This window comes from Sphaerisporangium rhizosphaerae, from assembly GCF_042665155.1.
Classification (GTDB): Bacteria; Actinomycetota; Actinomycetes; order Streptosporangiales; family Streptosporangiaceae; genus Sphaerisporangium; species Sphaerisporangium rhizosphaerae.
Genome location: NZ_JBHTCG010000030.1, coordinates 91,850 through 114,105, shown reverse-complemented (window position 1 = coordinate 114,105; position 22,256 = coordinate 91,850). Strand labels below are relative to the sequence as shown.

The following is a 22,256-nucleotide window of genomic DNA, read 5'->3' as shown; positions in this document are numbered from 1 at the left end:
GTGGTCGACATGTGGCCGCCGACACCCTCGATTACCGTCATGACCATCCCCCGAAGAAGTGAGCCCTCGCCCACAGATGACTTGCTTCCCAGCAAGATCACTTCCCACACCTAGAGGGATACCCCCGGCCGGTCGCGGTGGCGGTGGCATCGTCGGACACGTGGACCAAGTAGGTCGGCTTGGTCATGTTCCTCATGCTCCTTGGGTCAGTGCGGTGATGGCGGTCACGTCGTCGGCGGACAGTTCGATCCGGGCCGCGGCCAGGTTCTGGTCGAGGTGGGCCGGGGTGGTCGTGCCGGGGATCGGCAGGGTGACCGGCGAACGGTGCAGGTGCCAGGCCAGCGCGATCTGCTTGGGGGTGGCGTCGTGCCGGCGGGCGATCGACTCCAGTACCGCGCGCACGTGCTCCGGGTCGTCTCCCTGGTCGAACCGCATCGGGTGCCAGGGCGAGAAGACCGCGCCGCTCTGCTCGGCGGCGCGCAGCAGGTCCTCGCCGAGCCGGGCGCTGACGTTGTAGCGCGCCGTGATCGCGGCGATGGGGGTGATGGCCTGGGCGGCGTGGAACTGCTCCAGCGTCACGTTGGACAGTCCGATGTGGTGGATCACCCCCTCGTCGCGCAGGGCGGCGAGGGTGGCGATCTGGTCCTCGAACGGGGCGTCGGTGGCCGTGCCGCTGTGCAGGTAGTACAGGTCGATCCGCTCGACCCCGAGCCGGCGGGCGCTGAGGTGCGCGGCCTGGCGCAGGTAGGCCGGGTTGCCGACGGCGCCGAGCGTCGAGTAGTCGAAGCCGCCGCGCACGAACCCGCCCTTGGTGGCGATGACCAGGTTCTCGGGATAGGGGTGGAGCGCTTCGCGGATGAGAAGCTCGTTCGTGTGCGGGCCGTACACGTCCGCGGTGTCGATGAAGGTCACCCCGGCGTCGACGGCGTGGCGCAGCAGCGCGATGCCGCCCTCGCGGTCGGGGTACTCGCCCCACACCTGCTTCCCGGTCAGCTGCATCGCGCCGTAGCCGACGCGCCCGACTCGCAGGTCGCCGCCGATGGTGATCGTGTTCGCGGGCATGGAGTTCCTCGCTGCTCTAAGATTACTGATAGGTCAACTATCAAATTAACGGAAGCTGATTATCACTTCAAGAGGAGCCTCAACGTGGACCTGGCGGAGCTGCTCGAGCGGCGCCGGCCACGGCGCGCGGACGCACGCCGCAACTTCGACGCGCTGCTGGCCGCCGCCTCGGCGGCGTACACACAGGACGGTCCGGACGTCCCGATGGAGGAGATCGCCCGGCGGGCCAGCGTCGGCGTCGCGACGCTCTACCGGAACTTCCCCACCCGGGTCGACCTCATGGAGTGCGTCTACCTCAGGCTGGTCGACGAGCTGGTGCGCTTCGGCGAGTCGATCGACGAACCCGACCCGTGGGCCGCGCTGGTCGTCTGGCTGCGCCGGTTCGTCGAAGACCTGGCCACCAAGCAGGTGCTCAGCACCGTCCTCCCGCTGGAGTCGGTGGTGTACCTGTCGAGCAGGAAGGCGCTCTACGCCTTCGCCGAGCCGCTGTTCCAGCGCGCCCAGCGCGCGGGCAGCGTGCGCGCGGACGTCGACGCGGACGACGTGCTGCGCGTCGTCTTCGCCGTCACCGCGGGGGTGTACCGCGACGACGCCCAACGCGGTCGCGCCGTCGAGATGATCCTCGACGGCATCCGCTCCGCCCCGGCCGGTGAGGTGGGGAGGCGGCGGTAGCATCGGTGCCCATGTCGCAGGTGCCAAATGTGCTGGTCGTGCAGCACGGTGAGAACGGCGGCCCCGGCCGCTTCGGTGAGTGGCTGGCGGAGGCCGGCGTCGCGGTGCAGGTCGTCACCGCGTTCGACGGCTCCGCCGTCCCCGGGCGGCTCGCCCACGACGGGCTGATCGTCCTCGGCGGCGGCTACATGCCCGACGACGACGAGAAGGCGCCCTGGCTGCCCGCCACCCGCTCCCTGGTCGAGCAGGCCCTGCGCGGGTCGGTGCCGATGTTCGGCGTCTGCCTCGGCGGCCAGATGCTCGCCGCGGTGGCCGGGGGCAAGGTCCAGGCCGACGCGGGGGCGCCCGAGCACGGCAGCACCGCCGTCACCATCAGGCCCGAGGCCGCGGACGACCCGCTGTTCCACGGCCTGCCCGATGTCGTGCCCGCGATCGAGCACCACGTCGACGCGATCACCGGCCTGCCGCCGGGCGCCGTATGGCTGGCCGAGACCGCCAGATGCCCCTACCAGGCGTTCCGGGTGGGCCCGCGCGCCTGGGGCGTGCAGTTCCACCCCGAGGTCACCCCCCGGCGCATCCGCCAGTGGAACGGCGAGGAGCTGCGAGACCAAGGGTTCGACCGGGAGGAGCTGTACGCGGCGGCCGTCGCCGACGAGCCGGCCTCCGCCGCGGCCTGGCACGCGGTGGCGCGGCGCTTCGCCTCCATCGTGCGCGACCGGCATCGGGGTACCGCCCGGCCCCGGGCGTCCGCCGTCGCGCCTCGGGGAGAAGATCACGGGTAAATGCTTTGCGGCGGTGGGAGGGCCCGGATACGTTCTGCGAACCGCGCATAATCACTCATGGGCCGACCTGAACCCCTCTCGTACGCCCTTCCCACGACGGAGACCCCGTGTCGATTCGCATCACCCCGCTGGCCGACCCCGAACGCGGCCCCTCCGGCCGCCGCCTGGTCTGGCTCGCCTCCGATGACGCCCAGAACCCGGTGGGTTCGGCCTTCCTGCGGCTGTTCGCCCGGCCGGAGGTGCGGCACCTCACCGAGCTGGAGATCAACGTCCACCCCGCCGAGCGGCGGGCCGGCGTCGGCCGCCTGCTGCTGGAGGCGGCCGTCGGCGCGGCCCGGGAGAACCTGCGCCGCCGGGTCAGCGCCGACGTCCCCGAGGGTGCGCCCGGCGAGGGCTTCCTGGCCGCGCACGGCTTCCGCCCCGTCCTGACGCTCACGTTCGCGCGGCTGCCGCTGGAGCGGGCCGACCCGGCGGCCCTGGCCGCGGCGGTCGAGAAGCCGCACCCCGGATACCGTCTGGTGTCCTGGGACGGCGCCGTCCCCGGCGAGCTGCTGGACACCTTCACCGCCTCGCGCCGGGCGATGGCCGACATGCCGATGGGTGAGGCCGACTTCGGGGTGGACGTCTGGGACGCCGACCGGGTGCTGTCCGCGGCGCGGGCCATCGAGGAGCGGGGCGAACTGCTGCACACCGTCGCCGCCGTGCGGGAGTCCGACGGCTCCGTCGTCGGGTTCACCGAGCTGGTGGTCCCCGGGGACGGCAAGGGGGACGCCCAGCACTACGGCACCGGGGTGCTGCCCGAGCACCGGGGCCGCGGGCTGGCCCGCTGGATGAAGACCGAGGCGATCCGCGCCGCGCGCGAGCGCCACCCCGGCCTCGCCGGCCTGCTCACCGACACCGCCGACGGCAACGCCCCCATGAGGGCCGTCAACGACGCCCTCGGGTACGCGCCCACCCACCGCACCGTCAAATACCAGCTCGACCTCTGACCGGCCGGGCCGGAGGTCTCATCTCAGCGTGGAGGAGACGACCCGCGGACGGCCCGCGCCGAGGAAGAAGATGCCCGGGAAGCCCTTGGTCTCGAAGCCGGCGCTGCGGTTGCGGCGGAAGATCGACCGCTCGATGCGCAGCGTCCCGGTCCGGTCGTTGCTGACGAAGAAGACGGCCCCGCCGCCCTCCCGCGCGGTGTTGTCGCTGACGATCGAGCCCGCGACGCGCACGGTGAACCGGTTGCCGTCGGCGTAGATCGCACCGCCGCTGCCGCCGCCCGGGGTGCCGCCCCGCGCCGGGTTGGCGCCCCGCCCGATCGCCTGGTTGTGGGTGAACACGCTGTTCAGCACCTCCCACGACACTCCGATGCCGCTCAGCGCCCCGCCGTTGGAGCACACCCCGCCCTGCCCGGCGGCCCCGCCGAAGGTGCTGTTCACGATGTACACCGGCAGGTCGCGCCACTGGTCCAGCGTCCGGATCGCGGCGCCGCCGACGTCCGGCCCGGTGGGATCGCAGCGGTTGCGCACGAAGGTGGAGTTCACGGCCTTGAACCGGCCGCCCCGCACGAACACGGCGCCTCCGCCGCCGCCCTCGGCCCGCTCCCCGGTGGCGTTCCCGTCGGCGAACCGGATGTTCTGCACGGTGAGCTGCGGCCACTGCTGGTCGTCGCAGTGCGGCGTCGTCCACACCTGCGCCTTGTCGCAGGTGTTCATGTACAGGATCCGCCGCGCTCCGCCACCGCTCAGTGTCACCTTTCCGCCGCCGTCCAGCACCACGCGCCTGCTGGTGTTGCGCACCTTCGCCGTGGCCCGCATCACGATCGTGACGGCCTTCGGCCCGCAGGCGAACCGGATCAGCCCTCCCTTGGCCACCGCCGCCACCACCGCGGCCGACGTGCAACTCGCGGGCGTCCCGTTCCCCACCACCCGGTCGGGACGCGAGGTGTCGATCGCCCTCCCGTCCGCGGGCACCACGGCCCGGCCCGCGGGGTTGCCCGGCCCGGCGGCCCCCTGGGCGCTTCCCGGGACGGCCAGAACCGCTCCGGCCATGACGACGCTGACAGCAATGTGGCTGACATGGCTCATTCGCACGCCCGCGATGCTACTTGCGGCACTTCGCCACATCACTCCCTTTCGCGTATTTCTTCACCAGGCGCTCTGCCTGTCCGACCGTCCCGGACCTCTGATGGGAGATCGCTCATCTCGGCCATGGCCCGCCGTCGTTCGCCATGGGGCGCCTCGGCATCGGCGCGGAGGGGAAGCGCAGGTCATCGGGCCCGGGACGGTCGGTACGCTGCGGAGGTGACCCTGATCGGACGCCGCGGCGAGCCCGGTGAGGCGTACCGGCGCTGGCTGGAGGTGGCGCTGCCGGGCGCCGCCGTCACCGTCCTGCCGGGGCGGCGGCCACTTCCCGCACCTGGCCCGGCCGGCCGAGCTGGCCGCGATCCTGGCGCGACCGGCCGGGTCCCTCGTACATCCGCCCGCCTGACCCGGTCGCGCGCACCTGGGCCGCTGGCGCGACCGCCGGGTGCCTGGTGCGTCCGCCCGCCTGACCCGGTCGTGCGCCCCGGGCGGGGTCAGCGCCAGGTGTCGTCGCGGGTGGCGGTGCCGCTCGCCGGGGTGGTGAAGGAGCGGTTCGGATCGCTCTCCCAGGTGACCGAGCCGTCGGGGTTCTTCTTGATGTACTTGTACTGGACGGCCGTGCCCGCCGGCAGGGCCACCGTGGCGCGCCAGACCGGGTAGGACGCCGACGACAGCGCCACCGCGTTCGCGGGGTTCCACGCGCCCAGCTCGGCGAGGTCGCCCACCACGAAGACGTTCTGCCCCCAGGCGGTGGTCACGTTCGCGTTGAACGACGTCGCGACGGTCGCCGGCGGCGTGGTGGTGGCCCCGGTCCGGATGGTGACCGCGCTCTTGGCGGGGACGGTGACGACGGCCGTGCCGCCGGAGCCGACGGTCACCGAGCCGCCGCCGGTCAGGTTGGCGTAGGCGCCGGCGGGCAGGCCGGTGGCGAAGGCGCCCGAGTAGGACGAGGAACCGTTGTTGATCGCGACCCAGCCCTTGGCGCCGCGGCTGAAGGCGATCACGTTGGCGGACGGGGCGCTCCAGTTGGCCACCGAGGTGCCCCGGACGGCGTTGCGGAAGGCGACCATGCCGTTGACGGCGCCGTCGCGGTGCAGGCACGTCCACCCGCTGGAGCAGTTCGCCGCGGTCACGTAGCCGTTGCCGTCCGAGGGCGGGGAGGCGTCGTTGTCGCCGAAGGTGAACCCGTCGTAGATCTGCGGCGCGCCGTGCGTCCAGGCGAGCTGGAAGATGGTGGCCAGGGTGTAGGCGGCGCCGCTCTTGTAGGTGAGGGTGGAGCCGTTGCGCTCGGTGTCGTGGTTGGCGACGAAGGTGACGGCCTTGTCGCCGGGCTGCATGCCGCCCCACGTAGCGCCGAAGGTCTGCAGTTCGGAGATGTTCCCCTCGAACTTCTGCTTGAGGTAGCGCCCGTACTGGAAGTCCAGCACGTCGCCGAGGCCGGTGTACTGGCCGGGCTGGACGGCCTCGCCGGCGCCGTAGATGACCTCCTGGACGATGTACGGCGAGCCGGTGACCTGCCCGTAGATGGCGGCCAGGTCGGTGGGGCTCATGTGCTTGACCGCGTCCACGCGGAAGCCGTCCACGCCGAGGCCGGCCAGGTCGTTGAGGTAGGCGGCGATGCGGGAGCGCACGTAGCCGGCGCCGGTGTCCAGGTCGGCCAGGCCGGACAGCTCGCACTGCTGCACGTTGCGCGCGCTGCCGGCGTAGTCGCCGTCGTGGATGGTGCCGTCGGAGTTGCCGCAGGCGCCCGGGTAGTAGTGGAAGTCGGCCGAGGAGTAGGTGCCCGGATAGTTGTACTTGGAGAAGGTCCTCCCGCCGTAGGAGGCCGAGCCCTGGCCGGTCATGTGGTTGATGACGGCGTCGGCGTAGACCTTGACCCCGGCCGCGTGGCAGGCCTGCACCATCGCCGAGAACTGGGCGCGGCTGCCGAGCCTGCCGGTCAGGTCGTAGGCGGCCGGCTGGTACAGCTCCCACCACGAGTGGGCGCCCGCCCGCTTGAGGGAGTCCTGCGGCGGCGACACCTGCACCGCTCCGTACCCGGCGGGGCCGAGCACGTTGGTGCACTCGGCGGAGACCGAGGGCCAGTTCCAGGCGAACAGGTTGGCGGTGACGTCCTTGGCGCCGGAGGGGGCCGCCTGCGCGGGGCCGCCGGTCAGCGGGACGACGGCCGAGGCCGTCAGCAGGGTCAGGACGGCGGACAGGGCGAGGGAACCGAGCCCGGCGCGGCGGGGGCGAGGAGCGCGGACGGAGCGGGCGGGGGCGGGGGGATCGCACGATCTCACGTGGGGCCTCCAGGGTGGGAGGGTTCACGACCGGACGAAGACCGCGACCGTGCGGGCCGGGACGGTCAGGGTGCCGGTCGAGGGGTCGAAGGCCGACCGCCTGACGACGGGGTCGTCCGAGGCGGCCTGGACGGGGTGCAGGGCGACCCGCGCGCCCTTCAGCGCGGGCACGGTCTGCGCCTGGGTGTCCGGCGTCGCGTTGAACACCACCGTGACCGACTTCCAGCGCGGGTCGGCGCCGGAGGAGTCCAGGTGCATGGTGACCACGCCCGGCGTCTCGCCGGCGCCGCTCACCGGGAAGGACAGCCGCCGCTGCACCTCGGCGAGCGAGCCGAGCGAGAACGCGGGGGAGGAGGAGCGGATCTTCAGCAGCTCGCCGAACCGCGCCCGCGCCGCGTCGATCGCCGCGCAGCCGGGCCGCAGCGCCGGGTCGGCCAGCAGCGGCCGGGCGTAGGGCCACTTGGACTCGTTGTCGGCCTTCGGCGGCAGGCCGGCGCCGAAGCCGTTGCCCGCCGAGCAGTCCCACAGCAGCCGGTTGAACCAGTCGCCGGAGTCGTAGGAGTTGCGGTCGAGCGACTTGGAGCGCAGCCGCTCGCTGCCGGCGTGCACGAAGGCCGTGCCCTGCGACAGCACCGCCGAGGCGAGCGCCACCGCCTGCATGCGCACCCGGTCGTCCATCGAGGTCGACTGCGGGAGCTTGTAGGCGAGCGCGTCGAACAGCGTCTCGTTGTCGTGGGCGTCGACGTAGCTCACCGCCTCGCCGGGCGCGGCGGTGTACCCGGCGGGCGAGCCGTTGTAGTCGACCTGGGCGCCGGTGACCTGCGCCCCGGTGGAGGCGGTGAACCGGTAGTCGCGCAGGTTGCCCGACAGCCCGACCTTGATCAGGTCCTGGTAGTGCAGGAGGCGGGCCCGCTGCTGCCCGGTGTCGCCGTTGGCCGGCGACCCGTTCGGCGCCCCGGCCAGCCCGGAGCCGAAGCCCTGGACGCGCGGGTCGGCGTCGAACGGCCCGCCGCCGCGCACGGCGTCGCGCAGCCGGTCGTTGAACGTGCCGACGCCCGTGCCGGCCATGTTCGCCTGGGTGGCCTGGACGAACCGCGCGTCGTTGGCGACCTCCCCGAAGTTCCATCCCTCGCCGTACAGGATGACCGACCTGCCGTCCACGCCGTCGCGGGCGAGCGTCAGCCTGTCCAGCGCCGCCCGCACGGCCAGGATGTTCGCCTTCGGATGGTGGCCCATCAGGTCGAACCGGAAGCCGTCGACCTTGTACTGCCTGGCCCAGGTGACGACGGAGTCGACGACCAGCTTGTCCATCATGGCGTGCTCGGGCGCGGTGTTCGCGCAGCAGGTGGAGGTGGCCACCGTGCCGTCCGGGAGCAGCCGGTGGTAGTAGCCGGGCACGACGCGGTCCAGCACCGACCTCGGGTCCTGGCCGGCGGCGAAAGTGTGGTTGTAGACGACGTCCATGACGACCCGCAACCCGGCCCCGTTCAGCCCGGCGACCATGGAACGGAACTCCTCGACGCGGCGCGGCCCGTCCGGGTCGGTCGAGTAGGAGCCTTCGGGCACCGTGTAGTGGACCGGGTCGTATCCCCAGTTGAAGGAGTCGGTGGCGGCGGTCTTCGCCACGCACTCCTGCTGCCCCTCGGAGTCGGCGGGCATCGCGGCCAGGTCGCATTCGGGCTCGGTGCGGTCGGCCCGGCGTTCGGGGACGCTGCCGATGTCGAACGCGGGCAGCAGGTGCACGTGCGTGAGCCCGTCCGCGGCGAGCGCGCGCAACTCCTTCATGCCCGCCGAGTCGCGGGCGAACGCGGCGAAGGTCCCCCTCTCCGGCGCCGGGACGGTGGCGTCGGAGGCGGAGAAGTCGCGCACGTGCAGCTCGTAGATGGACGCCCTCTCCTGGGGCACGGCCTTCGGCTTGCGCAGCGTCGTCCAGCCGCCGGGCCGCAGCGCGCGGTCGGACAGGTCCACGAGCTGGCTGCGCGCCGAGTCGGCCGCGAGCGACACGCTGTAGGGGTCGGTCACCTCGTTGGTGACCACCGTGCCGGCCGCCGGGGCGTACACGGTCACCAGGAAGGTGTAGTAGAGCCCCTTCCAGGTGGGCAGGCCGCGCACCGACCAGACCCCGGTGGCGTCGTCGCGGCGCATCGGGTGGACGGTGCGCCCGCCGCCGGACGGGCCCTGGTAGAGCGCCAGCTCGACCTTGCGCGCGGTGGGCGCCCACACCGACACCGACGGCGAGGCCGAGGCCGCGTTCAGCTGGGACGCCGACGACGCCGAGGACGCCGAGGACGCCGAGGACGCCGAGGACGCCGAGGACGCCGAGGACGCCGAGGAGGCCGAGGAGGCCGAGGACGGCCACACCGGCCCGAGCTGGGCGGACGCCGCCGCGGCGTACAGGTCGTCCAGCACGCCGGGGATCTGCACGCCGGTCGCCGTGCGCAGCACCCCGGCCGCGTCGCGTTCGACGGCGACGACCTGTCCGCGCAGTGCCTGCCCGACCAGGTGGGCGTCGCGGGGGTCGACCTTCAGCGCCGCGTAGGAGGCCAGGTGCGGCCACTTCGCCTTCTGCGCGTCGGTGAGTGCGTCCCCGCCGGACAGGCGGATCAGCCGCAGGTCGCCGGTCAGGTCGCCCTTGTCGTAGGCGATGTCGCCCTCGGCGGAGAACGCCAGCGAGTAGTGCGAGGCGGTGGACGGCGTGAGGTTCCAGGCGATGGTGTCGCGGTCGATCCAGTGCGCCGCGGCCTTGGACAGGTCGGCGTCCGCGCCCCGGGCCGGCGGCTGCGGCAGCAGGTGGCCCTCGACGGCGGCCAGCCGCCACACCTCGTGGCCGGTGGCGCTCAGGTCGAGCGACTGGTCGGACGGCAGGTCCTTGTCGTCGCCCTTGTGGATGATGTAGCTCAGGCTCGTCGCCCCCTCGGCCAGCGGCACGCGGTAGTACACGCCGAAGTCGTCCTCGCCCGCCGGCGGGAGCGGGGCCGCCCACTCCGTCGGCTGGGCGGCCCCGTTCCACACGTGGAGTCCCCAGCCGTCGTAGTTCCCGTCCGCGCGCCGGTAATGCAGGATCGCCACGTTCTCCGCGGCGGCGCGCGTCGGGTGGAGGGTGGCCTCGCCGGAGTTCACGTACGCCTCGGGCCGCGCCGCCGGGACGAACGACTGGTCGGGGCCGGGGTCCTTGGCGTCGCCGTTGTGCACGATGAAGTTCAGCGGGACCGACGGGTCCTTCAGCGGGACCTTCCAGTACGCGCCGTAGGAGTCGGCGCCGTCCGGCGCGCGGGGGCTCGCCCAGTCGGTGCCCACCCCGTCGGCGACCGCGTCGCCCCACAGGTGCAGCCCCCAGCCGTCGTACCGTCCGTCGGGGCGGTGGTAGTGCACGGTCGCGTACCCCTGGGCGGCGGCACGGGAGGAGGAGACCTCTGGTCTGCCCTCGGTCAGCCACACCTCGCCCGTCTTGCGCGGGTCGACGGCACGGTCGCCGCCGTCCTTCTCATCGCCCTTGTGGGTGATGAGGCCGACGCTCGCCGCGCCGGGCTTCAGCCTGATCCAGGCGAAGCGGCCGAAGGAGTCCTCGCCGGTCAGCGCCAGCGGCGTCCCCCACTCGGTGGGCTGTTCCACATCGCCCCACACGTGCAGTCCCCAGCCGTCGTAGTCCGCGCGCCGGTAGTGGACGACGAGCCAGTCGCGGGTGAGCGTCCCGGGCTCCTCCGGGGTGGGCGGCGCCGCCACGGTGGCGGTCGCGGAGGCGGCGGCGAACCGGCCGGCCGAGTCCTTCACCACCGCCTTGTAGGCGACCTTCGTGCCCGCGGCCAGCCCGGTGAGGTCGTGGAACACCCGGAACGTGCGGCCCGCGCCGGACACGGTGGGGGCGTCGTCGGTGCCGAGCACCTTCCAGGGGCCCGCGCCGGCCCGGGCGGCGAAGGTCACCTGGTCGAACCCGTCGCCCGGCACGGTCGCCGTCACCGGGACGCGCCCGTCGGCCGCCGTGCCGCCGATCTCGGAGCCCGGCAGCGTGATCGACACGGCGGGCCCGGTGGCCGGGGCGGCGAGCCTGCCGGAGGCGCGGTAGACCACCGCGGAAAGGGCGGGGACGGTGACCCGGAGCGCGCGGTCGGCGCCGGTGGCCGCCGTCGCGGGGCCCTCGCCGTACACGCGGGTGAAGCCCATGCCCGCCGAGTAGGTCGGCACGGCGGCCGAGGCGGGCGTCTCGGCGTTGTTCACCGCGACGACGTACTCGACCTGCTCCTTGGCGCCGATGCGGCTGAAGGCGTACAGGCCGCCGGTGGCAAGGCGCTCGACCTGCGCGCCGTCGGCCAGCGCGGGGTGGGCGTCCCGCAGCTTCGCCAGCGCCGCGATCCCCTGGTACAGCGGATGGGTGGGGACGAAGTTGTCCTGCGCGTGCGTCGCGGTCGTGCCGATCAGGTCGTCGGTCAGGTAGCTCGGCGTCCTCGAGGCGAACATGGACTGCCGTGCGTCCTTGTCGCCGCCCTTGCCGGTGAAGCCCTGCTCGTCGCCGTAGTACACCACCGGCTGGCCCCGCGTCAGGTACATCAGCTCGTGGGCGAGCAGGTCGCGCCGCAGCAGTTCGCCGTCGGTCGTGCCCGGGGCATCCTGGGCGACGAACCGGCCGATGCGTCCCATGTCGTGGTTGCCGAGGAAGGTCGGCAGCGAGGCGGCGTCGCGGTCGGCGGCCGTGTGGTAGTCGTCGCCCGCGTAGAGGCGGGCCAGCCGGGAGGCGTCCGCCGTGCCGCCACTGTAGGACCGCGTGGCCTCCTGGAACGGGAAGTCCAGCGTCGCGTCCATGCCGCCCTGCGTCGAGTAACGGCTGGTCACCGCCGGGTCGCCGGAGTACACCTCGCCGAACATGAAGAAGCGGTCCTGGCCGCGCTTCGCGGCGTACTCGTGCAGGGCGGGGGAGAACCGCTGCCAGAACTCCATGTTGACGTGCTTGGCAGTGTCGATGCGGAAACCGTCGATGCCGGTCTCGCGGACCCACGTCCGGTAGATGTCGGTCATGCCCTTGACGACCTCGGGACGCTCGGTCCACAGGTCGTCCAGGCCGGAGAAGTCGCCGTACTCGTCGGTCTCGCCGCCGCTGAACGTCGAGTCGCCCCGGTTGTGGTACATCGTCGGGTCGTTCAGCCAGGCCGGGGTCTTCACGCCCTTGGCCGCGACCGGCGTGTAGGGGAAGGAGCCGGCGTCGACCTTGGGGAAGGCGGTCCCGCCCGCGTAGTCGCGGTCGTCGAAGGGCCGGCCGGAGGTGTCGACGTAGGGATAGGCGGCCTTGAAGCGGTAGGCAGAGGTCTTCTCCTTGTGGTCGACGACATCGGCCGTGTGGTTGGTGATGATGTCGAAGAACACCTTCATGCCGCGTTCGTGGGCCTCGCGGACGAGCCGCTTCATCTGGGCGTTGGTGCCCAGGTGCGGGTCGATCGAGGTGAAGTCGGTGATCCAGTAGCCGTGGTACCCGGCCGAGGCGTCGGCGCCCGTGCCCTGCACGGGGCGGTTCTTGAACGCCGGGGTCAGCCAGATCGCGGTGCTGCCCAGGCCCTTGATGTAGTCGAGCTTGCCGAGCAGCCCGGCCAGGTCACCGCCCTGGTAGAAGCCCTTGTCGGCCGGGTCGAACCCGGTGGCGAGCCGGTCGCCGGTCAGACCGCCCCTGTCGTTGCCCGGGTCGCCGTTGGCGAACCGGTCGGTCATCACGAAGTAGAACCGCTCGCGCGTCAGCCGGGTGCGCGGCGCGTCGCGCGCGAGGTCCTTGTCCGAGGGCTCCGCCGTCCGGCTGAGCGGCGACACCAGCGCCTTCTGGGCGGCCGGAACGCCGGGCGAACCCGCTGACGCCACGGAGGCCGCGGAGGCCGGGGGGACGGCGGCCAGGGGTGCCGTGCAGAGGAGCGCTGTGAGGACCGCGGCCACCGGTAAGCGGGCCGGCCCGCGGACGGGCGACCTTCTCGCGGGCCGTGGGGGGAGTGGCCGGACCACAAGGGCCTCCGCGTGTCGTATTTCAGGGTTGTTGCCCGGAAGTTACTCAGTCGCTCAGATCTATGCAATGCCTTTCAGAAATTTCCTGAAAATTGCTAACTCGCCGGGCATGAGTGGCCTCGGCGATGACAGGGGGTGTCCCGAGGTGGCGCTCCCAGGCCGTCCTGGTCAGGCGGCGGGCGGGACGCGGACCGGGATCTCGCCGCCCAGCCGGGCGCCGGAGGCCAGCTCGAGATCGTCGCCGCTCCAGAAACGTCCTGGGTCGTACCAGTTGAGGCGGCGACCAGCCGGGAGCAGACCCATGTCCTGGTACGTCGCCGCGACCACCTCCGCGCAGTAGGCGGTCTCCAGCGCCGCCTCCCGGACGCGACGGACGGCCGGCAGCCGCCCGCGCAGCCAGCGGCCCGCCAGCCGCGCGGTCGAAGGGAACGGCGTGCCGTCCAGGCGCGCGATGGTGCGCAGCAGGGCGTCCTCCATGTCCCGCGTGACCGGGCGGTCGAGCTGGCGCAGCCACGCGCGCTGCCCGTACCTCGTCGCCCACACCGTGACGGCGTCGCGCAGGTCGTGGAGCTGGACGCCGCGCTGGTTCGTGCCCGACCACAGGTCGGGCAGCGACCGCCCGAGCTCGGCGTGCCACATCAGCGGCGGCAGATCTTCGATGACCACGGACATGCCGACGTGGTTCACCGGGCTGTTGGTCGTCACCTGGATGGCCCGGTCAGGCGCCGACCGGCCGCGGAACAGCCAGACGTCGCCGGTGCGGGTCAGGTCGAGCGCCTCGTCGAGGCCGATGCTCACGCCGGACATTCCACTCCTCTTCCCAGTAGCCTGAGGACATGCGTTGGTGGAAGATACTGGGCCTGGCCGCCTTCGCGGGCGTCGCCGCCTCCGGAGCCGTCATCGTCCGCGCCGAGCGCCGCCGCCGCGCCTACACCCCCGAAGAGATCCGCGACCGCCTCCGCACCCGCCTCGCCGAGGCGTCCGCCGCCGAGTCCGGCCGCACCTCCTGACCGGCTCCCGGCGGGCGACCGCGTCCGCCGGGAGCCGTGGGCAGGTTGTCCGGGGATGGGGCTCGGGTTACCGTGCTTGAGGTCCGTAATCCGAATCGCGCTCAGGAGGCGAGCCGGTGAGTGCGGCCGACGAGCGGCGCGAGGATTCCCCGGACTCGCCGGCCGCCGGGGTGACCAACGAGGTGAGCGGCATCGTCTCCGGCCCCGTGGTGCAGGCGGGCGCGATCCACGGCGATGTGCGCATCACCGTGGAGACGCGGGAGCGCCCGCCGCCTCCCGCCCAGCTGGCACCGCCGCCGGCCGTGTTCGACGGCAGGGACGACGAACTGGCCCGTCTCGACCGGTACCTCGCCGAACGGTTCCCCGCCGAGGCGTCCGGCCAGGCGAGGACGCGTCCAGCGGGGGCGGCGGCGCCGAACGTCCTGGTGATCCACGGAGTGGGCGGGGTGGGCAAGAGCGCGCTGGCGCTGGCGTGGTCGCAGCGGGTGCGCGACCGGTTCGCGGACGGTCAGCTCTACGCGGAGCTGCGCGGACCCGTCCCGGGGGCGGCCGCGCACCCTGGTGAGGTCCTCGAACGGTTCCTGCGCGCGCTCGACGTCGCCGCGCCGCATCTTCCGCCCGCCCTGGACGAACGCGTCGCCCTTTACCGGTCGGTCACCGCGGGACGGCGACTGCTGGTCATGCTGGACGACGCGCTTTCCGCGGCTCAGGTGCGCGCGATCCTCCCCGCCTCGGCGGAGAGCCTGGTCGTGGTGACCACCCGGCACCGGCTGTCCGGGCTCGTGGTCGAAGGCGCGCGGTTCGTCGAGCTCAGCCCGCTCAGCGAACAGGAGGCCCTCGGCCTGCTCACCCGGATGCTCGGCCCGGAGCGCACCGGAGCCGAGCCCGTCGCCGCCCTCGACCTGGTCACTTTGTGCGGCCGGCTGCCGATCGCCGTCTGCGCCTGCGCCGCCCGGCTCGCTCTGCGCCCACTGTGGACCATCGAGCGGGTCGTGCGCGAACTCGCCGACGCCCGCCATCGGCTCTCCGCGCTCGGCGCCGACCGCGACCTGTCACCCCAGGCCGCCTTCGACGTCTCCTATGAGGCGCTGGAGTCCGACCAGGCGCGGCTGTACCGCATGCTCGGCCTGCATCCCGGCCCCGCCTTCGGGACGGGCGCCGCCGCGGCGGCCGGGGATATCGACGAGGGCCGGGCGTTCCGGATCCTCGACGAACTGGCCGGGGCGGGCCTCGTCGAACCGCAGGAACAGGACCGTTTCCGGTTTCACGATCTGGTGCACGTGCACGCCCACGACAAGGCGCTGGGCGTCGAACCGGCCCAGGAGTGCCGGGCCGCCTTCGTCCGGGTGGCCACCTGGTACCTGGAAAGCGCTGTCGCGGCGGATCTGGTCGTCGTACCCGGTCGCTGGCACCTTGGACCGGTGTACGAGACCGCCGGCGCCGCGGCGCCGGCGTTCGAGGGGCCGGCACGCGCGCTGGACTGGCTGGAGAACGAACTGCCCAACCTGCGCGCCGTGCTCGCGCGGGCACGCGGCGAGGGTCTGAACGAGATCGCCTGGCAGCTCACCGAGGCGATGTGGGGGCTGTTCCTCAGCAGGAAGCACTACGACGCGTGGGTGGACACGCACGAGGTGGGCTTGGCCGCCGCACGGGCCTGCGCCGACCCGCTCGCCGAATCACGGATGCTGCTGGCCACGGCCACGGCTCACCTCAACCTGCAGAACTTCCCGCGCGCCGCTGAGCACTGCCTGCGCGCCGTGGAGCTGGAACGCTCCGCCGGCCATCCGATCGGGGAGGCGTCGGCGCTGAGCAGCCTCGGTGTCGCCTACCTCGGCATGCGTCTCCCCGACCGGGCGATGGAGCGCTTCAGGAGGGCCCTGGCCATCCACGAGGAGCTCGGCCGCCCGCGAGGGGTGGCGCTGATGACCCGCCGGATTGGCGAGGCGTATCGCGACCTCGGGCGGCATGACGACGCGGTCGCGTACCTGGAGCGGGCGCACGAGTCGTTCCGGCGGCTCGCCGACCCCTACAACCAGGCCCGCACGCTGACCGGCCTGGGCCAGACACACCTGCTCGCCGGACGGCCCCGGGAGGCGGTGCGTCCGCTCACCGAGGCCCTCGCCATCGCCGGGGAGATCGGCGCACGGTTCGAGCAGGCGAACATCCGTCTGCCGCTGGCCGAGGCGCTGGCCGGCGTCGGGGACCGTCCCGGCGCGCTCGGCCACCTCGCACGGGCCGTCGAGATCTTCACAGAACTCGGCGCACCTCAAGGCGAACAGGCTCGCCGTCGCTTGGATTCGCTGGCCGCGGAGCCCCCTCGGTGACCGTGACCGGGACGGCGCGCAGATCGGCCAGACGCCCTCCGTGCACCGTCCAGGCGTGGGCGGCCGATGCGACGGCCCAGGGTGAGGGGTGGCGGAAGGCGACGATCTGACCGTCGCGGGTGCCGACGAGACACCTGCCCTGACCGGCGTCGTGCGCGGCGACGAGACATCCCGGGTGATCGGCCAGCACGGTCCGCAGCGCCGTGGCAGCCGTCGCCAGCAGCGCGGCGGGCGTCCTGCCGGTCGGCCTGTCAGGCGTCAGGATGATCACATCGGCGAAGGGAAGCCATCGCGGTTCATCGGTCGTGGCGCTGTGGTGCTCGTCCATCCGGATCGCCGGGGGCCGGTCGCGACCGTTCCGCTCGATGATGCGCACGTGGACGAGGTTCACCGGACCGGCGGCCCGGGTGGCAGGGGGCCGGGCAGCGGCCGGGCGGCCACGGGCGGGCCCGATGGTTCGGGCAGGCGCATCAACCGGTACATCGTCCGGCGCAAGACGCCGGCCGCACCGCCTGGCACGGAGGTCAGGGCGGCCCGCAGTTCCGGCGCGCGGGTGAGCGGCCATCCGGCCCTGGCCGCCTCCAGTTGCGGGACGAGCGGTTCGTCCACGCGCAGCCGGGGCGCGACCCCGGCCAGGCGGGCGAACTGGGAGCCCGGGAGCACGTCACCAGAGTCGTGCGGCGTGAGCAGGACCGGCACGCCGAGCGCCGCGCCGTAGCAGGCGGGGGACCCCCTGTCGGCCAGCATCACGTCCGCCGCGACCAGCGCGGCGCGCCAGCCCTCCTCGGGCGGCAGCAGCACGACCCCCCTGCGCTCGCAGTCGGCGAACCAGGCGGTCACCTGCCGCGCTCCGTGGGTGGTCCACACGGCCGGGTGGAGGACGAGCGCCACGCGGTACTCGCCGGGCGGCAGTTCCCTGGAAAGGCGGGCGGGGAGGCCGGGGTACCTCGAGAGCAGCGATCCCGCTCCGTAGTGGGAGGACACCACCAGAACCTTCTGGCCGGGCCCCGCGCCGAGCGCGTTGCGGTAAGCGGTGCGAAGATGCCGGCTCGCGAGCATGCGGTCGAAGCAGGGGTCCCCGGCCACGACGGCGGCGGGCAGCGCCTCCGGGCACTGACCCGCCAGCAGGGCGCGCTGGTCCTCGTGGCCGAGCATGATCGCCGACGGCACCACCCGCCCGTGCATGGTGAGAGCCTGGAAGCCGAGCCCCGTGATCGCCCGGGACGCGAGCGGTCCGTGGCCGTCGCGGCGGGTGACGTAGGAGTTCGGCCCGGCGCCGTGGAAGAGCGTCATGACAGGGGAGCGCAGGCGGTCCAGCATGCCCTGACCGGCCGCGACGGCGAGGTCGAAGCGGGTCTCGAGAGCTTGGGCGAAAGGCATCTCCAGCGCGCCGGTCGTCCGCAGGAAATCGTGCGCCCCGGCGGCGAAGCGCGAGGACGGCGGCACGGTGTAGACGACCTGGATCCGGTGGTCCTCCTCGATCAACGGGGCCACGTCCCTCAGACGGGTGGCCGCGGCGAGGTGGTGCACCACCATGACCACCGTCCGTTCGACACCGTGTACGTCCGCCTTCGTCGCGCCCAGAGAGAAGAGACCCCTGAGCGGTGGCCCGTATGTCATGTCCGTCTCCCGCATGTGTCCGCCGGCTCGGGATGAGCCCGGCGTGGCGAGCATGCGGGAGGGGGGTGGACGTCCACCTTGCACCGGACTGGATGATTCCCTTGCCGAGGGAGGACGCAGTCGCTTGACGCGTGCGCGTCCCGCGGCCGGCGTGGGTCACGCGGCTCGCCTAGATGGTGTCGGGCATGCGAGCGCACGCCTTCGCCCCCTAGATCATGAATATGTTCTTTCCGGCGTTATACGTGGTCATGCCGATGCCGCTCGTCGCGGGCTTCGCCGTGATGTTGTGAGTCGTCCCTGTCGCGGAAGAGGCGTGGGCGACGCCGGCCGAGTACCCGAAGTGCATTGTCGCGGCGAGGAAGATACCGACTGCCAGTTTGGTCAAAGTTTCAGCACTCCTTACAAGTGGTTTTTTTGATGCCTCGTAATGCTTGTCAGGGTACGTCCTGAACTGCCACGAGGATCTTACCCGCGTGTCTGACCTTTCGCGGCAAATCTAGATCACGACCCCGTATCGGGCCGGTCTGGACATCTGGCCCTGTAGGGCCGATATCAGCACCTATCGCGCATGGCCTTACTCGGTGGTACAAGTCTTTCAGGGGAATGCCAGAAGACGTGAGATCCATTCACCATTGCTGGCCGGATATATGGGGGTATGTGGGGAAAAGGGGTGGCAGTGGATATACGGATGCTCGGGCCCGGGGTGGGGATCACACTCCGGGCCCGGGGGAAAGAGCATTCGCTCGGTCCGCCGAAGGAGCAGCTCGTGCTGGCGAACCTGCTGCTCGTACCCGGCCGGTCCCTGGCCATGGACGTCATCGCCGACCATGTGTGGGGTGAGCGGCCACCGGCCAAGGCGAGGGAGAACCTCGCCAGCTACGTCTCTCGCACCCGCCGCCGCCTGCGTGACGCGGTGGGCGAACGGATCCGCATCGAGGCCCGCGGCTCCACCTACACCCTGGAGATCGATCCCGAGACGATCGATCTGTACCGCTTCCGCGCCCTATACCGCCAAGCGGTCGCGGTCGCCGGCAGCGGAGACGCCGGGCACGCGGTCCGCCTGTTCAAACAGGCAGAAGTGCTGTGGCAGGGAGAGGCGCTGGCGGGGTTGCCGGGCGCGTGGGCCATGAGCATGAGAGAGGTCCTGACCCGGGAGGGGGCCTCCGCCCGCCGAGAACGCCTCGATCTGGAACTGCGGCTGGGACGCCACACGGAGGTGGTCGGCGAACTGCGCCACCTGCTGGTCGCCCAGCCAGCGGACGAGACCCTCGCCGCCCAGCTCATGACCGCCCTTTACCGTGGTGACCGGCGCGCCGAGGCTCTGGAGACCTACCGGCGCGTCCGTCGCCACCTCGTCGACACCCTCGCCACCGAGCCAGGGCCGCGCCTGTCCGAACTCCACCAGCGGATCCTGCGCGGTGATGCCGAGCTCGCCGTGACCCCGATCTACCGCCGCGGAGAGGCCGTCCCCCAGCCGGACACGCTGCCGTCGGACATGCCGCACTTCACCGGGCGTCAGCGGGAGATCGAGGCCGTGCGCGCCATGCGCGCGCGATCGGGCGGCCTGGTGGTCGCCATCCAGGGAATGCCGGGGGCCGGCAAGTCCGCGCTTGCGGTGCATCTCGCGCACGAGCTGGCCCCCCGGTACCCGGACGCGAGCCTGCGGCTCGACCTTCGGGCCCACGACCCGGTCCAGCCGCCCTTGGACACCCCGGCGGCGCTGTTCACGTTGCTCCGCATGCTCGGCATCCCGGCCTCCCGCATTCCTCGCTCTTCGGCGGAGCGCTCCGCCATGTGGCAGGCCGAGCTGGCCTACCGTCGGGCGGTGGTGATCCTCGACGACGCGTCCGGACCGGATCAGGTGCGCCCCCTCCTCGGCGGGTCACCGGCATCCCTGGTGCTGATCACGAGCCGCGCCGGCTTCGACGGAACGGATGGAGTGAGGTGCGTTCCTCTTGGCGTGCTGTCATCGGAGGAGGCCACCGAACTGGCCACGCGGCTCTGCGGCGGCCACGTCGAGCGGGCGGCCGTCCGCGAGGTGGTCCGGCTGTCCGGAGGACTGCCGCTGGCGATCACCCTGCGCGCGGGACGCGTGGGCGCAGGGAGCTCCGGCGTCGCGGTCGGCCGCGCGGAGAACGGTGGCCCACCGGAAAGCGGTGGCCCGTCCCTGTACAGCCCGCCTCTGTCCGGCTCGTCTCTGTCCGGGCCATCCCTGCGCGGGCCGGACCGGCGACCGGCGACCTGGCACGTCGCCGCCGAGGTTCACGAAGAGCTCGGCCAAGCCTTTGAACTGTCCTACCGGAACCTCGCCGAGGACCAGAAGCAGGCCTTCCGGCGTCTCGCCCTGTCCCCGTGCCGCGACATCACCGACGAGATGGCGGGCGCGCTCTGCGGCACCACGGCCGCCGGCGCGGGGCCGCTGATCGAGGCCCTCGCCCGGCATCACCTGCTCCAGCAGACGGCGCCCGGCCGTCACCGCTTCCATGACGTGGTCCGGTCCTACGCCCACCACCTCGCCCGGCGAGAAGACCCGGAGAGCGACCGCCGGCGCTCGATCGCCCGCCTTCTCCAGCACTACCAGGAGGCGGCCGAGAGCGCGGTCCGTGCCCTGCGCCTGTCCGACGGCGGAGCCGACGGTGAGGTCCGGGACGGTGGCACGCGGGCGGACGTGGCCGGCGTCCGGCGATGGCTCGCCGACGAGTGGAGCACCGTCCTCCAACTCGCCCAGTACGCCGCCGCGCACGAATGGAAGGCGCTCTGCGCGCGACTGACGCGGGTCATGGCCGATTACCTCGACACCGAGGGGCACTGGGAGGACGCGGCCGCCGGGCACCTCACGGCCCTGCACGCCTGCCGGGAACTGGGCGACCTCAGAGGCATCGCCCAAGCGGCACGCGACCTCGGATTCGTCCGCTTCAGGACAGGACGGCACGAAGACGCCCTCCAGCATACCCAGGAGGCGCTCAGTCTGTACCGCTCCCTTGACGACCGGCGGGCCGAGGCCCGATGCCTGGACCAGATCGGCGTCGTCCACTGGGCCTCGGCCCATTACCGGGAGGCGCTGGCCCACTGCGAGGAGGCGCGGGCCATCTACCGGTCGGTGCGAGACATGAAGGGAGAGGCCGACGCCCTCGGGCACAGCGGCATCGTGTACTGGCATCTCGGCCGCTACCGGGACTCGCTGGACCTGCTCGCCCGTGCCCTGGCGGCCTACCGTTGCATCGGAGATCTGCGCGGTGAGGCCAAGACGCTGAACAACATGGGCGATGTGCACAAGCACCGGGGTTACCACCGGGACGCGGTGCGTCTGTACGAAGAGTCGTCGGACATCTTCGAAAAGATCGCCGGGCGGCAGAATCACGCCATATTGCACAGCAACCGCGGTGACGTGCATCAATACAAGGGCCGGCACGTCGCCGCGCTGGAATGTTATCGATCGGCCATGGCCACATTTCAGGAGACCGGCGACCGGAGAAACCAGGCCGACATTCTCAACGGCATCGGGACCACGTACCTGCTCATGGGCTGCGCGGAGGAATCCCTCGTCCACTTCGAGAAGGCGAAGGGGCTGGCCGAGGAGATCGCCGACTCCTACCAGGCGGTGCGCGCGCTGGTGGGCATCGGCGACGTCCACGGTTCCGCCCGGCGTCATGTGTCGGCCCTGGACACCTACCGCCAGGCCATCGTGATCGCCAGGACGATCGGCGACCTCTACCAGGAGGCGCAGATCCACAAGCGCATGGCCGACGCCTTCTGCTACCTCGACGGGCCGGGAGCCGCGCGGATCAACTGGCGTCAGGCGTACTCCCTGCTGAAGGAACTCGGCCTGCCGGAGGCCGAGGACGTCGGCATCCGCCTTCAGGCGCTGGGTGGCGTCGCCTTGTGAGCGCGGCCCTCGCGCTGCTCTGCCGTCACCTCGCCGGGAACGGCGGGCGGGGGCGCCGGGGCGCCGATGGTGACGGGGCCGGTGAAGGTGTCGGCTTGCAGGACGGGGCCGTGCACCGTGCCGCTGACGCTGTTGCGCACCCGGCCCGCGCCGGAGTCCGGCTTCGGGGGCGGTGACGTCCCTTCCTGGGCAGGGGCCTCCGCGGGGGCGCGCCGGGCGAGGACGACTCCGTAGGCCGACAGGGCGAGCCCGGCGACCCCGGTGAACGCGCCGAGCACGCTGGCGTACTTGTCGGCGTCGTCCAGACCGGCCATGGGAAGCGCCACCCCGAGCGCCACCATGACCAGACCGGTCGCGATCACTGCCAGGCGGGTGAATATCCGAGCCCGCGAACGCCTCATCCGGTGATTCTCACCTCTCGGATAGGCCCGCGTATAGGGGCGGGAGAAACGACCTGAACCCGAGGGTACGGGGACGGCCGCGGGGTGAAGTATTTCGCCTCTGACGCAATGGACCGAAAAAGTCGATCTGTGCATTCGGGGCGGACTGATTTACGATTGCGGGGCATCT

Annotated in this window: 15 protein-coding genes; 6 read left to right on the top strand and 9 right to left on the bottom strand. The window is 72.3% G+C overall.

Translation table 11 applies throughout. The features are described 5' to 3' along the window. Positions 1–192: 192 nt before the first annotated feature. Positions 193–1,062 (bottom strand): aldo/keto reductase, encoded by an 870-nt coding sequence (locus tag ACFQSB_RS31725; RefSeq protein ID WP_380830534.1) that lies wholly within the window; start codon positions 1,060–1,062, stop codon positions 193–195. 84 nt (positions 1,063–1,146) lie between these two features. Here ACFQSB_RS31725 and ACFQSB_RS31720 point away from each other — a divergent pair, with 84 nt between their 5' ends. From ACFQSB_RS31720 to ACFQSB_RS31710, 3 genes are all read left to right on the top strand, one after another. Continuing rightward, positions 1,147–1,734 (top strand): TetR/AcrR family transcriptional regulator, encoded by a 588-nt coding sequence (locus ACFQSB_RS31720; RefSeq protein ID WP_380830533.1) that lies wholly within the window; start codon positions 1,147–1,149, stop codon positions 1,732–1,734. An 11-nt stretch (positions 1,735–1,745) separates the two neighbouring features. Next, positions 1,746–2,516 carry a type 1 glutamine amidotransferase gene (locus ACFQSB_RS31715; RefSeq protein WP_380830532.1) on the top strand — a complete coding sequence of 257 codons (771 nt, stop codon included), beginning with the start codon at positions 1,746–1,748 and terminating at the stop codon, positions 2,514–2,516. Positions 2,517–2,623: 107 nt separating this feature from the next. Continuing rightward, positions 2,624–3,505, top strand: a complete 882-nt coding sequence (locus tag ACFQSB_RS31710; protein WP_380830531.1) for a GNAT family N-acetyltransferase — start codon at positions 2,624–2,626, stop codon at positions 3,503–3,505. Between the two features lie 18 nt (positions 3,506–3,523). On the opposite strand, the gene ACFQSB_RS31705 is transcribed toward ACFQSB_RS31710, so the two are convergent. The 4 genes from ACFQSB_RS31705 to ACFQSB_RS31690 all read right to left on the bottom strand — a co-directional run bounded on the left by ACFQSB_RS31705 (position 3,524) and on the right by ACFQSB_RS31690 (position 13,653). Beyond that, entirely contained in the window at positions 3,524–4,597 is a 1,074-nt protein-coding gene (locus tag ACFQSB_RS31705; protein ID WP_380830530.1) for a hypothetical protein, read from the bottom strand. Positions 4,598–5,082: 485 nt separating this feature from the next. Continuing rightward, positions 5,083–6,870, bottom strand: coding sequence for a carbohydrate-binding module family 20 domain-containing protein (locus ACFQSB_RS31700; RefSeq protein WP_380830529.1), 1,788 nt, complete (start codon positions 6,868–6,870; stop codon positions 5,083–5,085). Between the two features lie 24 nt (positions 6,871–6,894). Further along, positions 6,895–12,708, bottom strand: coding sequence for a pullulanase-type alpha-1,6-glucosidase (pulA, locus tag ACFQSB_RS31695; RefSeq protein ID WP_380830528.1), 5,814 nt, complete (start codon positions 12,706–12,708; stop codon positions 6,895–6,897). 306 nt (positions 12,709–13,014) lie between these two features. Further along, complete coding sequence (locus ACFQSB_RS31690; protein ID WP_380830527.1) at positions 13,015–13,653, bottom strand: C40 family peptidase; 639 nt, start codon at positions 13,651–13,653, stop codon at positions 13,015–13,017. 29 nt (positions 13,654–13,682) lie between these two features. On the opposite strand from ACFQSB_RS31690, the gene ACFQSB_RS31685 reads away from it, so the two are divergent. Continuing rightward, positions 13,683–13,856, top strand: coding sequence for a hypothetical protein (locus ACFQSB_RS31685; RefSeq protein ID WP_380830526.1), 174 nt, complete (start codon positions 13,683–13,685; stop codon positions 13,854–13,856). 116 nt (positions 13,857–13,972) lie between these two features. Continuing rightward, the gene (locus tag ACFQSB_RS31680; RefSeq protein WP_380830525.1) at positions 13,973–16,180 is read left to right on the top strand and encodes an ATP-binding protein; all 2,208 of its coding nucleotides are present in this window, start codon (positions 13,973–13,975) and stop codon (positions 16,178–16,180) included. On the opposite strand, the gene ACFQSB_RS31675 is transcribed toward ACFQSB_RS31680, so the two are convergent. From ACFQSB_RS31675 to ACFQSB_RS31665, 3 genes are all read right to left on the bottom strand, one after another. Continuing rightward, positions 16,104–16,556, bottom strand: coding sequence for a hypothetical protein (locus ACFQSB_RS31675; protein ID WP_380830524.1), 453 nt, complete (start codon positions 16,554–16,556; stop codon positions 16,104–16,106). The two genes, ACFQSB_RS31680 and ACFQSB_RS31675, sit on opposite strands and share 77 nt — an antisense overlap. 11 nt (positions 16,557–16,567) lie before the next feature. Then, on the bottom strand, positions 16,568–17,716 hold the full coding sequence (locus ACFQSB_RS31670; RefSeq protein WP_380830523.1) for a hypothetical protein: 1,149 nt from the start codon (positions 17,714–17,716) through the stop codon (positions 16,568–16,570). 292 nt (positions 17,717–18,008) lie between these two features. Beyond that, complete coding sequence (locus ACFQSB_RS31665; protein ID WP_380830522.1) at positions 18,009–18,185, bottom strand: hypothetical protein; 177 nt, start codon at positions 18,183–18,185, stop codon at positions 18,009–18,011. A 381-nt stretch (positions 18,186–18,566) separates the two neighbouring features. Between ACFQSB_RS31665 and ACFQSB_RS31660 the strand changes: the two genes are divergently transcribed. Continuing rightward, positions 18,567–21,686, top strand: a complete 3,120-nt coding sequence (locus ACFQSB_RS31660) for an AfsR/SARP family transcriptional regulator (protein WP_380830521.1) — start codon at positions 18,567–18,569, stop codon at positions 21,684–21,686. Here the strand turns inward: ACFQSB_RS31660 and ACFQSB_RS31655 are convergent. Beyond that, the gene (locus tag ACFQSB_RS31655) at positions 21,659–22,087 is read right to left on the bottom strand and encodes a hypothetical protein (RefSeq protein WP_380830520.1); all 429 of its coding nucleotides are present in this window, start codon (positions 22,085–22,087) and stop codon (positions 21,659–21,661) included. The two genes, ACFQSB_RS31660 and ACFQSB_RS31655, sit on opposite strands and share 28 nt — an antisense overlap. Positions 22,088–22,256 lie beyond the last annotated feature (169 nt).

Bases quoted from the DNA above. Each gene is read 5' to 3' on its own strand.
- ACFQSB_RS31655 (WP_380830520.1), bottom strand. From the start codon at position 22,087: ATGAGGCGTTCGCGGGCTCGGATATTCACCCGCCTGGCAGTGATCGCG.
- ACFQSB_RS31685 (WP_380830526.1), top strand. From the start codon at position 13,683: ATGCGTTGGTGGAAGATACTGGGCCTGGCCGCCTTCGCGGGCGTCGCC.
- ACFQSB_RS31690 (WP_380830527.1), bottom strand. From the start codon at position 13,653: ATGTCCGGCGTGAGCATCGGCCTCGACGAGGCGCTCGACCTGACCCGC.
- ACFQSB_RS31715 (WP_380830532.1), top strand. From the start codon at position 1,746: ATGTCGCAGGTGCCAAATGTGCTGGTCGTGCAGCACGGTGAGAACGGC.
- ACFQSB_RS31670 (WP_380830523.1), bottom strand. From the start codon at position 17,716: ATGGTGGTGCACCACCTCGCCGCGGCCACCCGTCTGAGGGACGTGGCC.
- ACFQSB_RS31725 (WP_380830534.1), bottom strand. From the start codon at position 1,062: ATGCCCGCGAACACGATCACCATCGGCGGCGACCTGCGAGTCGGGCGC.